12 protein-coding genes are annotated in these 13,765 nt (G+C 66.0%); 4 read left to right on the forward strand and 8 right to left on the reverse strand.

Annotated elements, in window-relative coordinates; all coding sequences use genetic code 11:
* Positions 1 to 17: 17 nt before the first annotated feature.
* Positions 18 to 938, reverse strand: a complete 921-nt coding sequence (locus AC07O4_RS26855; protein WP_495306121.1) for an ABC transporter substrate-binding protein — start codon at positions 936 to 938, stop codon at positions 18 to 20.
* A gap of 121 nt (positions 939 to 1,059) precedes the next feature.
* On the reverse strand, positions 1,060 to 1,953 hold the full coding sequence (locus tag AC07O4_RS26860; protein WP_062476111.1) for a helix-turn-helix domain-containing protein: 894 nt from the start codon (positions 1,951 to 1,953) through the stop codon (positions 1,060 to 1,062).
* Positions 1,954 to 2,260: 307 nt separating this feature from the next.
* Between AC07O4_RS26860 and AC07O4_RS26865 the strand changes: the two genes are divergently transcribed.
* Positions 2,261 to 3,499 (forward strand): CaiB/BaiF CoA transferase family protein, encoded by a 1,239-nt coding sequence (locus tag AC07O4_RS26865; protein ID WP_492743134.1) that lies wholly within the window; start codon positions 2,261 to 2,263, stop codon positions 3,497 to 3,499.
* 13 nt (positions 3,500 to 3,512) lie between these two features.
* Here AC07O4_RS26865 and AC07O4_RS26870 read toward each other — a convergent pair whose 3' ends face one another.
* Positions 3,513 to 3,770, reverse strand: a complete 258-nt coding sequence (locus AC07O4_RS26870; RefSeq protein WP_070063442.1) for an acyl-CoA-binding protein — start codon at positions 3,768 to 3,770, stop codon at positions 3,513 to 3,515.
* Between the two features lie 274 nt (positions 3,771 to 4,044).
* On the opposite strand from AC07O4_RS26870, the gene vgrG reads away from it, so the two are divergent.
* A complete protein-coding gene (gene vgrG / locus AC07O4_RS26875; protein ID WP_495306122.1) occupies positions 4,045 to 8,388 on the forward strand; it encodes a type VI secretion system tip protein VgrG in 4,344 nt (1,447 codons plus the stop codon).
* Between the two features lie 9 nt (positions 8,389 to 8,397).
* Positions 8,398 to 8,679, forward strand: a complete 282-nt coding sequence (locus AC07O4_RS26880; protein ID WP_495306123.1) for a hypothetical protein — start codon at positions 8,398 to 8,400, stop codon at positions 8,677 to 8,679.
* Between the two features lie 186 nt (positions 8,680 to 8,865).
* On the opposite strand, the gene AC07O4_RS26885 is transcribed toward AC07O4_RS26880, so the two are convergent.
* The 5 genes from AC07O4_RS26885 to AC07O4_RS26905 form a co-directional block, all read right to left on the reverse strand.
* Positions 8,866 to 9,714, reverse strand: a complete 849-nt coding sequence (locus AC07O4_RS26885) for a tetratricopeptide repeat protein (RefSeq protein ID WP_307589798.1) — start codon at positions 9,712 to 9,714, stop codon at positions 8,866 to 8,868.
* Between the two features lie 7 nt (positions 9,715 to 9,721).
* On the reverse strand, positions 9,722 to 10,432 hold the full coding sequence (locus AC07O4_RS26890; RefSeq protein ID WP_062476101.1) for a TetR/AcrR family transcriptional regulator: 711 nt from the start codon (positions 10,430 to 10,432) through the stop codon (positions 9,722 to 9,724).
* A 126-nt stretch (positions 10,433 to 10,558) separates the two neighbouring features.
* Positions 10,559 to 11,035 (reverse strand): phasin family protein, encoded by a 477-nt coding sequence (locus AC07O4_RS26895; protein ID WP_487848804.1) that lies wholly within the window; start codon positions 11,033 to 11,035, stop codon positions 10,559 to 10,561.
* An 88-nt stretch (positions 11,036 to 11,123) separates the two neighbouring features.
* Positions 11,124 to 11,573: an acyl-CoA thioesterase gene (locus tag AC07O4_RS26900; RefSeq protein WP_062476095.1), complete on the reverse strand. Its 450-nt coding sequence runs from the start codon at positions 11,571 to 11,573 to the stop codon at positions 11,124 to 11,126.
* 74 nt (positions 11,574 to 11,647) lie between these two features.
* Positions 11,648 to 12,544, reverse strand: a complete 897-nt coding sequence (locus AC07O4_RS26905; protein ID WP_062476092.1) for a LysR family transcriptional regulator — start codon at positions 12,542 to 12,544, stop codon at positions 11,648 to 11,650.
* A 137-nt stretch (positions 12,545 to 12,681) separates the two neighbouring features.
* Here AC07O4_RS26905 and gtdA point away from each other — a divergent pair, with 137 nt between their 5' ends.
* Positions 12,682 to 13,764 (forward strand): gentisate 1,2-dioxygenase, encoded by a 1,083-nt coding sequence (gene gtdA, locus AC07O4_RS26910; protein WP_495306124.1) that lies wholly within the window; start codon positions 12,682 to 12,684, stop codon positions 13,762 to 13,764.
* Position 13,765: the final 1 nt, after the last annotated feature.

Here is a 13,765-nt window from a genome sequence, read left to right on the forward strand (position 1 = left end):
GGCGGTGCCTGTGGGGCTTACCAGCTGAAGGTCTTGGCGCCTTCGGCGTCGATGAGCTTCACGTCGACCGGCACGGCCGCGGGCACGTTGGCGCCCCACTTCTTCGCCAGTGCGATGCCGATGGCCAGGCGGATCTGGTCGCGCGGGTACTGCGCGGTGGTCGCGATGAACTTCGAGCCCGCCTTCTGCATCGCCTTGATGGCTTCGGGCGCGCCGTCCACGCTGGTGAGCTTCACGTCCTTGCCGCTGGCTTCGATGGCGGCGAGGGCGCCCATCGAGCCGCCGTCGTTCACGCTGAACACGCCCTTGAGGTTCTTGTTGGCCTGCAGGATGTTCTCGGTCACGGTGAGCGCGGTGGCGCGCTCCTGCTTGCCGTTCTGCGTGCTCACGACCTTGATGCCGGGGTACTTGGCCAGCGCTTCGCGGCAGCCCTTCACGCGCTCCAGGATCGGCACGACCGGGATGCCGTCGAGGATGGCCACGTCGCCTTTCTCGCCGATGTTCTTCGCGAGGTACTCGCAGGCCAGGCGGCCGGCGTCGAGGTTCTTGGAGCCCACGAAGGAATCGACCGGGCCCTGCGCGTTGGCATCGACCGCCACAACGATCACGCCGGCCTTCTTGGCCGAGCGCACCGCCGACTGCACGCCGGCCGAGTCGGTCGGGTTCAGCAGCAGGATGTCGATCTTCTTCTGGATCATGTCTTCCACGTCGCCGATCTGCTTGGCCACGTCGTGGCGCGCATCGGTGGTGACCACGGTGGCGCCGATGCTGGCGGCGGCTTCTTCCAGTGCCTGCTTCATCGTCACGAAGTAGGGGTTGTTCAGTTCCTGGAAGGTCATGCCGATGCGCAGCGGCTGCTTGGGCGCTTGTGCCAGTGCGGCGGTGGTGCTGCAGGCGAGGGCGGCGACGAGGGCGGTGGCTTTGAGAAGGCTCTTCATTGGGTTGTCTCCTTGAGGTTGGTTGTGTGACGGTCTGCAAAAAACGCGGGCAAAGGGGCGCCCTGCGCGGCGCGGAGTGCGCCGCGCCAGGAACGACGCGGGGAACACGGGGGGCGGCGCGCTACGGCGGGCTGTTGGCGGCGCGCGATGCAGCGAGCTGCATGCGATGGAAATGGCGGAACTTGGTCGGCGGCATGCGCTTGTGCAGCAGGAACTGCCGGTTGAAGTTCGACACGTTGTTGAAGCCCACGTCCATGCAGACGTCGAGCACGGGCTTGTCGCTGTTGGCGAGCAGTTCGCAGGCCCGGCCGATGCGCAGCCGGTTCACGTAGCGCACGAACGACTGGCCCGTGTGCTTGCGAAACGAGCGCGAGAACGCGCTCGGGCTCTGGCCCACCAGCTCGGCCAGCATCGGCTCGCGCAGCTCGTCGCCCAGGTTGGCGGCGATGTGGGCCAGCACGTTGTTGATCGCGTGCGACATGAAGGCCTTGGGGTCGGGCGTGAACGCGGGGCTGGCCAGCCGCTGGCGGTCGTCGCTGGCCACCAGCAGCTCGAACAGCGACAGCAGCAGCACCACGCGGCGCAGCCCGCGCGCCTCGAGCAGCGCTTCCATGATCGGCTTGGCCGCGGCGGCGGTGGCGGCCGAGAAGAGCAGGCCCGAGGCCGACTCGGCCAGCAGCGGCTCGATGCGGCGGAACTCGGGGAAGGTGGCCGCCATGTTGCGCACCAGTGCGGCGGGGAACTGGATCACGATGCCGCGGCGCTCGACGCTCTGGCCGGCGGGCACGTCGCTGATCCAGTTGTGCGGCAGGTCGGGGCCCATGAACACGAGGTTGCCCGGCTCGAAATGGCCGACGTGGTCGCCCACGAAGTACACGCCCTGGGTCTCGACGATCAGCTGGATCTCGTACTCGGGGTGGAAGTGCCAGCGCACCGTGCGATACGGATAGCCGTGCGCCCAGGCGGTGAACGATTCGTCACCTTGGACTTCGACGATTTCCAGATCGGGTTGCATGGCCGGCGGTCTTTCCTCTGTGTATGGCCCCCGGGTTGGGGGTGAGGCGGACTGTACGAATCGCTCCGGATGCCAACAACCAGCGTTGGCGCTCGCAACTGATACTTTTTTGAGTCTCGGTCCTGCCCGGTGGCGAGGGGTACGGCGACGCGCTGCGCTGCAGCAAACCCCTTTCTCCTCGGGGCGTGGCGCGTGCGGGAGTGCAATTGCTGCGGTGCAAAAGAGCCGCTTCGCGCCGTGTCAAGATTTCATAGGTGTTTTCCCGGCCCGATCCGGCATCCGGGGCGGCACGGCACACTCGCAAGCCATGACGCAAAGCTCTCTTTCCCCTCCGGCCGCGGGTCCGCTGGCCGGCCTCAAGGTCGTCGAACTCGGGCAACTGATCGCCGGCCCCTTCGCGGCGCGCACGCTGGCCGACTTCGGCGCCGACGTGGTCAAGATCGAGCCGCCCGGCGCGGGCGACCCGCTGCGCACCTGGCGGCTGCTGAAGGACGGCACTTCCGTCTGGTGGCAGGTGCAGTCGCGCAACAAGCGCTCGCTGGCGCTGGACCTGCGCCAGCCCGAGGCGCAGGCCATCGTGCGCCAGCTCGCGGCCGAGGCCGACGTGCTGGTCGAGAACTTCCGCCCCGGCGCGATGGAAGGCTGGGGCCTGGGGCCCGACGAGCTGCTGGCCGCCAACCCCGCGCTCGTCATGCTGCGCATCAGCGGCTACGGCCAGACCGGCCCCTACCGCGACCGCCCCGGCTTCGGCGTGGTGGCCGAGGCCATGGGCGGGCTGCGCCACCTCACGGGCGAACCGGGCCGCGTGCCGGTGCGCGTGGGCGTGTCGATCGGCGACACGCTGGCCTCGCTGCACGGCGTGATCGGCGTGCTGATGGCGATGCAGCACCGCCACGCCACTGTGAGCGCCGAATTTCCGAAGGGCCGGGGCCAGGTGGTCGACGTCGCGCTGTACGAGGCGGTCTTCAACTGCATGGAAAGCCTGCTGCCCGAGTACGCCGAATTCGGCGCGGTGCGCGAGGCCGCCGGCAGTGCGCTGCCGGGCATTGCGCCCACCAACGCCTACCGCTGCGCGGACGGCGGCTACGCCATCGTCGCGGGCAACGGCGACAGCATCTTCAAGCGGCTCATGGCCTGCATCGGCCGGCCGGACCTCGCGGCCGACCCGGCGCTGGCCGGCAACACGGGGCGCGTGGCGCAGGTCGGGATGCTCGACGCCGCCATCGGCGACTGGGCCGCGCAGCGCACGGTGACCGAGGTGCTGGCGGCGCTCGATGCGGCGCACGTGCCGGCCGGGCGCATCTACACCATCGCCGACATCGCAGCCGACCCGCACTACGCCGCGCGCGGCATGCTGCAGCAGGTGAAGATGCCGGACGGCAGCGCGCTCGCGGTGCCCGGCTTCGTGCCCAAGCTGTCGCTCACGCCGGCCGGCCACCGGCGCAATGCGCCGGCGCTGGGGGCGGACACGCAGGCGGTGCTGGAGGAGATCGGGCTGAGTGCCGAGCAGATCACCGCGCTGCAGGAACGCGGGATCGTCGGCTAGCCGGCGCGGCGGGTCAGGCCCGGAGGGATTCGATCAGGTCGATGTACTTCTGCTTCGCCTCGTCAGCCGTGGCGCCCTTCTGGGCGGTCCACGCGTCCCACTTGGCGCGCGCGACGATGTCGCTGAAGCTGGGCTTCTTGGCGGTGTTGTCGCCTTCGGTCGCCTGCTTGAACAGGGCGTAGATCTTCAGCAGCGTCGGGTTGTCGGGGCGCTCGGCCAGCAGCTTGGAGTTGGCCTGGGCGGCTTCGAATTGGGCGTTGAGGTCGGACATGGCAGTCGGGAAGAAGGTCGGAAACCGCGCATCTTAAATGGATTGGTACCAAGTGGTACCAATCGCGAGCATCCAAGCCCTTCAGTCCGTCAGGCCGGCGCGCGCCAGCTCCACGTCCAGTTGCTCGCGAGCGTCTTTCGCTTCGGCGTCGTGAATTTTTCGCGCTCCTTTGAGTTGCTTGGTGTGTCGACGTCGGATTGACCATTGTTTGCAACGGTGCGGCGCGGGTGTGCCACAGACTTTTTGGATCCCTGTTTTGCCAGAGGTCCACCACGTGTCTCACACCCTTGCGGTCACAAGCCCTGCACTGCCCGATGCCCTCGAACCCGTGCGCCTGTCGGGCCACGAAGGCCTCAATGCCTTGTTCGAATACGAGCTGCTGCTCAAGACTCCCGATGCGCTCAACTTCGGTTTCAGCCAGGCGGCAGACATCGACCTGGACGCCCTCATCGGCTGCGAGATCAGTTGCTCGATCGAGCTCGATGGCGCAGGAGAGTTTGCGGCAGGCGCCGTGGGCGGCAATGCAGGTGGGCTGGGCGCCGGCACACGGCAGATCAATGCGCTCATTGCCGGCGCGCAGCTGTGGGGCGAAGAAGGCCGCCACATTCAATACAAGCTCACGTTGCGTCCCTGGCTGCATCTGGCGACCCTGAGCACCGACTGCAAGATCTATCAGAACAAGACCGTCGTCGACATCCTGGACGAACTGTTCGCCGACTACTCCTTTCTCGTCGACAAGCACTTCGTCGAGACCTACCCGGCTCGGGACTACCAGACGCAGTTCAACGAGAGCGACTTCGCATTCTTCGAGCGCTTGTGTCAAGAGTGGGGAATTTCTTATCACTTCCGCCACAGCGACGGCAAGCACCGCCTCGTACTCACCGACAACATGGGCGCGCACCCGCCCATGGACAGCGCTGCCTATCAGCAGGTGGAATACCACCCCCCGGGCTGGAAGGTCGATGCCGAATACATCAGCAGCTTCGTTCCGCACCACCAGCTCACCAGCGGCCGCTACGTCAGCCGCGACTACGACTACACCCGGCCCAAGGCCGACCTGAGCACCGAGCAGGCCGCACCCCGCCCGACCGGACAGGCAGACCTGGAGGTCTACCAGTGGCACCACAGCCAGGCTGGCATCGTCAGCGGCCAGACGCATGTCAGCACCGCCCTTGATGAACAAGGCCGTATCCAGAGCCTGTGGCTGGTGCAGGAGGCCCAGGTCGTGCGCCAACTGGCCACCTACGTCTACCAGGACCACGCCGACGGCAGCAGCGACCTCGTCGTCGCGCACGACGAGAACCAGGACAGCTGGAATTACGACTATCTGCGCCACGCGGACAACAGCAGCACCCACCTCATCAGCCGCTACACCGATCGCACCGGTCGCGGCACGCACCTGCAGTGGATGCATGAAGACGGCTTTGCGGTTGCCCTTGACAGCACCAACAGCGAGCGAGCCAAGGCCTGGCACGAGCGCGCCGACGATGGCAGCTTCGACACCACCCTCATCTGGAACAAGCATGTCCGCCTGACCACCGCCGTTGACGCGCTGGGGGGAGAAACCCTCTACCACTACGACGAGCTCGGCTACATCTACCGCATCGTCTACCCCGGCATCACAGGCGCCGACGGCAAGATCATCGAGCACGAGGAGTGGTTCTTCCGCGATGCGCGCCGCAACATCACCTCCCACCTGCATCCTGACGGCACCCAGGACAACTACAGCTTCGACGCACACGGCAACCTCGCAAGCCACACCCAGGCCGACGGTAGCGTCATCCACTTCGCCTATGGCGAGATGGACAACCTCACCGGCATCCGGGATGCCGAAGGGCATGCATGGAAGCGCACCTACGACGGCACCCATCTGGTCGAAGAGATCGATCCGCTGGGTCACAAGACCGCGTACGCCTACAACGAGGCCGGTCTGCCGGTGGAAATCACCGACGCCAAGGGCGGCAAGAAGCAACTGGCCTATGACGCGGCCGGCCAGCTGACGGCCTACACCGATTGCTCCGGCAAGACCAGCAGTTGGACTTATGACGAGCGCGGCCGCCTGGTCAAAGAGAGCAATGCGGCAGGCGAGGCCACCCAGTACCACTATGCGCGCGGCCAGCTGGCAGGTGTCACCCATCCCGATGGCGCCCAGGAGCATTTCGATCACGATGCCGAAGGCCGCTTGCTCGCGCACCGCGATGCCTTGCAACGCGAGACCCGCTACCAGTACACCGTGGCCGGCCAGATCGCCCAGCGCATCGACGCCAACCACCACACGCTCGACTACCAGTGGGATCGCCTGGGCCGGCTGGTCACGCTGCGCAACGAGAACGGCAGAACCCACAGCCTGCGCTATGACCCCCTGGGCAAGCTGTTGGCCGAAGTTCACTTCGACAACGTCAAGACCAGCTACGGCTACACGGCATCGACGGGCGTGCTGCACCAGGTCAATGAAGGCGATGCGGTCACGCAGCTCGAATTCGACCCGATGGGGCGGCTCCTGCGGCGCAGCGCGGCGCTGTACATCGAGCCCATGGACAGCCAGGGCCAGCCGACCGGGCGCACCCTGGACCGCGAGCATGCCCAGGCCGACCACTACGCCTACGACGGCAACGGCCGGCTCGTCGATGCGAGGAACGCCGGCATCCAGTTGCAGTGGTTCTACGATGCCGCCGGCAACACGAGGACCGAACACCATCACTACCTGATCGACGACCAGGGCAAGCCGAGCAGCCAGCCGATGACGGCCGTCTGGCAGCACCGCTATGACGAACTGGGCAACCGCATCCAGACCACGCGCCCCGACGGGCACACCACCACCTGGTTGACCTACGGCTCAGGCCATGTGCACGGCCTGATGCTCGACGACATGGAGGCCCTGCAGATCGAGCGGGACGACCTGCACCGCGAGGTCAAGCGCACGCAAGCCAACGAGGTGGCACAGGAGCAGCAATACGACCCCGTGGGGCGGCTGAAGGCCCAGATTCTCAGCCGCGCCGAGCGGTTGGGCCAAAGTCGTGGTGCGCTGGCCTCCAACACCTCGGCGCTCGGCATCCGGCGCCAGTACACCTACGACCGGGCTGGCCAGCTCACCGACATCGGTGACAGCCGCCGCGATGGCCTGAGCTATCGCTACGACCCGGTGGGGCGGTTGCTGCAGGCGCAAAGCCGACTGGGCACCGAGACCTTCGCCTTCGATCCGGCCAGCAACATCCTGGACCCGATGACGCCGGTGGCCAAGGAGGCCGGGACGATCCACAACATCCCCGCCATCCTGAACAACCTGGTGAAGGACTACGCCGGCACGCACTTCACGTACGACGTCAGGGGCAACATGGTCGAGCGCCTGTACCAAGGCCAGCGCACGCGCTTCGCATGGGATGCCCTGGGACGCCTGAGAGAGGCGCGCACCCAGGACACCCGCACCTCATTCCTGTACGACCCGCTGGGTCGGCGCATTGCCAAGCGCAGTGAGCCGATCGTCATGAGCTCCGGGATGGACGGCAGCAACTACCACGCAGCCGAATACCAGCGCCAGATGCACGAACGTAAGCTGGGCACGGTGCTCTTCGGGTGGGATGGCAATCAGATGGCTTGGGAGTCGGACTCGGCACGGAACCGGACAGTGCACTACGTCTTCGAGCCCGATAGCTTCGTACCGGTGTTGCAGGCCAGCGCGCCGGGGGCGATCACGCAGAGCTTCCTGAAGCGACCCGCCAAGGCGACGAGCGCGTACACCAACCAGGAAGGCAACTACGACCTGGACCTGGACCCGCTCTACAACGGCGACTACGCGCCGGGCATTGGTGACGATGGGGAGCCGTCGAAGTCGCTGGAGAACATCCACTACTACCAGTGTGACCACCTCGGCACGCCGATGGAGCTGACAGATGAGGGCGGCAACATCGCGTGGGAGGCGAACTACAAGGCGTGGGGTGAGGCGAGGTTCACGATCAGTGAGGCGGGCAGGAAGGCGGGGCTGAAGAACCCGATTCGGTTCCAGGGGCAGTATTTGGATGAGGAAACCGGGCTGCACTACAACCGGTTCAGGTATTACGACCCCATGGTGGGGCGGTTTGTGTCGAAAGATCCTATTGGATTGCTGGGAGGAAGCAATACACATGCATTTGCACCGAATCCCGTGCAGTGGATCGATCCACTCGGACTTTCGAATAAAAAGACATCTGCGGCGCCCAGTTGCCCGCGATGCGATCCATGCGTCGGAAAGAACCCCGCAGCAGAGGCACAACTTTGGCAAGGGCCTAAGAATGCGCCATATACAGGGGTTGATGGGTATACCAATGGAGTTTTAAAAAAGGGGGCTGTAATTTATTCTCTTTTTCCAGGAAATGTGCCTGGGTTTGCAGTTCCGATTGGAACGCTGAATAAACATCGGACAAATCCAGACTCCTACCACGAAGCCCTCCAAGTAGAAAAGGACTCCTCCAGAGGTCCTATGCGCACTCAGGTACAAACTTATCGTGTAACAGAAGATATTTGCGTCGCAAAAGGCCGTGCTACAGCCAATGGAAAATTTGGGGGTGGTGGAGGCATGCAGTATTACATCCCCACGGCGGATCGAGGAAAATTAACGATTGGGAAGACATTGCCGATATAGGATTTATAAATGAAAAAGAGCATTGGTATTTGCAATGATTTGCAATATATAATAGAAAAAGAAATGGAATTGGGCAATGAGATTCTGAGTGGCCCGGAAATTATCGACTGGCCAGCAAGAGGGTCGGTATTTGCTGCGTTGAAAAACGATCTAAATCTATCGGCCTATGATTTGCCGGCAACGGTACGTCATGAGATTTGCACTGATCCACGTTTTGGTTGGCATGATGAGTGCAAAAGTGTTGGACATGCAGACTTGTTGGTCGCAGGCAATACTCATTTCCCAAAATGAGTATTGCCTCGCCGTCCAATCGTGTGGCCTCTGGCGCAAGGCAACCGGTGGTGTGGATGTGGAGCTCGTCGGCATGGCCGATAGCTACGCCCACGCGGGTGTGAATCTGAATTCCGGCCAGTCGCCACCTTCAGATTCAGGGGACTGCTCGACGCGATGAATCGAGAGCTGCCTGACGGCAACGCGTCAGTCCGTCAGGCCCGCCCGCGCCAGCTCCACATCCAGCCGCTCTCGCGCATCTGCTGGCGTCAGCGCCGCCGCCTTCTCGTACAGCCCGTTCGCCTCGCCAAGGCGCGACTCGCCGTGCAGCATCAGCAGCGCACGCGCGTACTCCATCATCCCGGCCGCCGACTGCGGGTGCAGCGTCAGCCCGCGCTCGAACAGTTCGATCGAGGTTTCGGCGCGCACGCCGTACGTCATGCGCCCGACCAGCGCGCCGACCTTGTCGATCACCTCGGCGTGGAAGGCTGCCAGCGCGAGGTGCGCGTCGCCGTGTTCCGGCTGCAGTTCGATCACGTGCTCCAGCGCGCCCTTGAGCTTGGTGCCCAGGCCCTGCGCCAGGGCGCGCGCCACGCTGATGCCCTGGCTATAGCGGCCCAGCGCGTAGGCCTGCCAGTACAGCGCCTGGCAGTTGTCGGGTTCGGCCGCGACCTGCGCGCCGGCGCGTTCGATCACCTGGCGGAACATGGCGAGCCGCACGGCCTCGCGCGGCTCCAGGTAGTTGGCGTAGATGGCGGTCGCCTGGTTGGCGAGCGCCAGGCCGTCGGGGCCGTGGCGCAGGCCGAGGGCGGCGGCGCGTTCGAACTCGCCGCTGTGGTACAGCGCCCAGCCTTCGGCCAGCGGCGCGTCGGGCGCGGGCGGCGGCAGTGCGTGGCCGGCGTGCAGGCGCTGCCAGTGGGCGAGCAGGCTGCGCGCGTCGTAGCGGGGCACGTCGGGGTAGGGAAGGGGCGTCCAGGGTTCGGTGCCGGCGGTGGCCGTGGCCGCGGCAGGGCCGGCGGACAGCAGCGAGAGCGGTTTGAAATCGGAGTGGGGCATGGATGTTCTAGGCCGCCATATCGACAGTCGGTGGCACGGGGCTGGGGTTGCTGTTGGCGGCGCTTTCGCCGTTGTAGGCATTGCTCAGCGCCAGCAGGTGGCGGCGCTGGTCGCGTGCGAGGTAGGGCGCGAGCAGGTGCAGCGTGTGGTGGCCGCCGCGCATCAGCGCGCCCTGCGCGTGCGCGGGCTCGAGCGCCTGGCGCGGGTTGCGCACGTACTCGTAGCTGAGCCAGTAGGTCAGCACCACGACCATGCTCTGGGCCAGCGTGTCGACCTCGTGCGCGTCGATGTCCAGGTGGCCGGCGCGGCTCAGGCCGGCGATCAGCTGGCGGATGGCGCGCGCCTTGTTCTTGAGCACGAGCTGGAACTGGGTCTCCAGGTGCCGGTTCTTGCTCAGCAGGTCGTTGAGGTCGCGGTACAGGAAGCGGTAGCGCCAGATCAGCTCGAAGAGGCTGTGCATGAAGAACCAGGCGTCCTCCACGTCGTGCACGCCTTCGCTGGCGTGCAGCAGCTCGTTGAGCTCGGCTTCGTAGCCTTCGTAGAGCTTGTTGATCAGCTCTTCCTTGGCGGGGTAGTGGTAGTAGAGATTGCCGGGGCTGATGTTCAGCTCGCCGGCCACCAGCGTGGTCGACACGTTCGGTTCCCCGAAGCGGTTGAACAAATCCAATGCAGCTTCGAGGATGCGTTGCGCAGTGCGGCGTGGCGCCTTCTTTGCCATGTCGGTGCCCCCGTGGTTTCTCTTGGTCTTGGGGGCACTCTAGCGCATGTGCGCTGCACCATGAACGGTGCGGGACATGTTTTGCGGCGCTGAATTTTTGTGCAGTGCCGCAATTACAGAACGATGTCAGCCGGCCTTGGTGCGGCGCAGGGTCTTCTTGGCGGCGGGGGCCGGCGCGGTCTTGCGCGAGGCGCGCACGGGCGAGGTCTTGGCATCGCGCTGCTTGAGTTGGGCCTCGAGCGCCTCGACGCGCGCCTGCAGTGCGGCCACGTCGGCGGCCGAGGGCACGCCGAGCTTTTCGAGCGCGCGCGCCACGCGGTCTTCGAAGATGTTCTCGAGCTTGCCCCACTGGCCGGCGGCCTTGGTGCCGAACTCGCTGGCGAAACCGGCCATGCGCTGCTGGGCCTGGGCCAGGGTTTCCTCGGCGGCCTGCTGGGTCTTCTTCTGCATGCCGGCGCCGTCCTTGACCAGCGCCTCGAAGGCCTTGCTGCCTTCCTGCTGCATCTTGGCGAAGGCGCCGAGGCCGGCCAGCCAGATCTGCTGGGCCGAGTCCTTGATGCGGTCGGTCTTGTCGTTGCTGTCGTCGTCTCGGGAGGTGGCCATGCGATGTGTTCCTTGGGATGCAATCGCACGACTCTAGCCGCCCGGGCGCCCCGTGGTTAGGGCGCGCCGCCTATCCCCGCGCCCGGGATCAGGGCGTGCCGCCGGCGGCGCGGCTGGCGTCCAGGTGCGCCTTGGCGCGCTCGGCCAGTGCCATTTCGCCGGGCGTGCCGGGAACGAAGGCTTCCACCGGCAGCGGCCGGCCGTGCGAGTCGACCGAGACGAACACGATCAGGCATTCGGTGGTCTTTTCCATCACGCCGCCCTTCATGTCGCCGCTGCGCACCTCGACCGAGATGTTCATGCTGGTCTTGCCGGTGTAGGCCAGGCGGGCCTCGACCTCGACCAGGTCGCCGATCATGATCGGCCGGTGAAAGCGGATGCTGCCGATGAAGGCGGTGACGCAGTAGCGCTTGGCCCAGCTGGTGGCGCAGGCGTAGCCGGCCTCGTCGATCCACTTCATGACCGTGCCGCCGTGGACCTTGCCGCCGAAGTTGACGGTGCTGGGTTCGGCCAGGAATCGGAGGGTGATGGAAGACATGGGGCGCCTTTTTTCTGTGGGCTGTGGGTGGGGAGCCGCGATTATGCGAGCGCCCGGGCGCCCTTTGGTGCCGTTCAGCTGCCGCTGAACAGCTGGGCCAGCGTGCGGCGCAGCCAGGCGTTGCCCGGGTCGGCATGAAAGCGCTCGTGCCAGTGCTGCTTGACCGCATAGGCCGGCAGCGTGAAGGGCGGCGCCAGCACCTTCACCGGCTCCTGCGTGGCCAGCACGTTGCCCAGGATGCGCGGCACCACCACGATCAGCTCGGTGTGGGCCACGATGCGCGCCACGCTCAGAAAGCTCGACAGCCGCACCACCACGTTGCGCTTGAGGCCCAGGCGCGCGATGGTGGTGTCGACGATGGCGTGCCCCGTGCCCGAGCTGGACACCACCGCGTGCGCCTCTTCCTCGAAGCGCTTGCGCGTGAGCTTGGCGCCGATGCGCGGATGGTTCTGCGCCGCCAGGCAGACGAAGTTCTGCATGAACAGCACCTGCTGGTAGAAGCCCGCGTCCAGCTGCGGCATGAAGCCCACGGCCAGGTCGACGTCGCCGTCCTGCAGCCGGCGGCCGCTGTGGGTGGAGATGATCTCGGTCTCGATGTGCACGCCCGGCGCCGCATGGCGCAGGTGGTCGAGCAGGCCGGGCAGCAGCACCACCTCGCTGATGTCGGTCATGCAGATGCGAAAGCGCCGCTGCGCGCGCGCCGGCTCGAAGCTGCTGCGGTTGCCCTGGGCCTGCGCCAGCTGCGCCAGCGCCTCGCGCAGGTTCGGGTAGATGCGCTCGGCGTGCGGCGTGGGCTGCATGCCCTGTGCGGTGCGGGTGAACAGGCGGTCGTCGAAGTGCGCGCGCAGCTTGTTCAGCGCCGTGCTGGCGGCCGCCTGCGCCATGCCCAGGCGCTCGGCGGCCTTGGTGACGTTGCCGGTCTTGTAGACCTCGTCGAACACGGCGAGCCATTCGAGATCGAGCTTGGACATGGGATGAGGCGGGGTGGAGCCCTGAAGGCGAAAGCGAAAGGCACCATTATCGAAATTTCGAATTCCGTGTATTGGCACGCGGTCTTGAGGAAATAGTGGTGCGGGTCAACAATGCCGCCAACGGAGACACCGACCCCATGAACCCCGCTTCTTCCCATGCCGCCAGCGCACCGGCCAACGCCGCCGAGCGCCGCGACTACTACGCCCGCATCCGCCCGCTGAACCTCTCGCCGCTGTGGGAGTCGCTGCACGCGCTGGTGCCGCGCGAGCCCAAAAGCCCCTGCGTGCCCGCGCTGTGGCGCTACGACGAGATCCGCCCGCTGCTCATGGAGTCGGCCGACCTCATCACCGCCGAAGAGGCCGTGCGCCGCGTGCTGGTGCTCGAGAACCCGGCGCTGCCCGGCAACGCGTCGATCACGCAGTCGATCTACGCCGGCCTGCAGCTCATCATGCCGGGCGAGGTGGCGCCGTCGCACCGCCATGTGCAGTCGGCGCTGCGCTTCATCGTGGACGGCAAGGGCGCCTACACCACCGTGGGCGGCGAGCGCACGACCATGCACCCCGGCGACTTCATCATCACGCCCTCGTGGGCCTGGCACGACCATGGCAACGAAGGCATCGAAGGCGTGACCGAGCCGGTGGTCTGGCTCGACGGCCTCGACATTCCGATGCTGCGTTTCTTCGACGCCGGCTTTGCCGAGAACGACGACGCCAAGGTGCAGCACGTGGCGCGCCCCGAAGGCCACAGCCTGGCGCGCTTCGGCCACAACATGGTGCCGGTGCGGCACGACCACACCTCGGCCACCTCGCCGATCTTCAACTACCCCTACCTGCGCAGCCGCGAGGCGCTGGCCCAGTTGCAGAAGCAGGAGGCGCCCGACGCCTGGCTGGGCCACAAGCTGCGCTACATCAACCCGCTGACGGGCGGCTCGCCGATGCCGACCATCTCGACCCAGCTGCAGCTGCTGCCCAAGGGCTTCGCAGGCCAGGCGCACCGCGCCACCGACGGCACCGTCTACAGCGTGGTCGAAGGCCACGGCACGGCCGAAATCGCCGGCCAGCGCTTCGACTTCGGCCCGCGCGACACCTTCGTCGTGCCCTCGTGGGCTCCGCTGCGCCTGTCGTCACCGAACGAAGACACCGTGCTCTTCAGTTTTTCCGACCGCCCCGTGCAGCAGGCCATGGGCATCCTGCGCGAAGCCTTTCTCGAAGACGCCTGAA

Source organism: Variovorax sp. GW821-FHT09D04 (assembly GCF_059416405.1).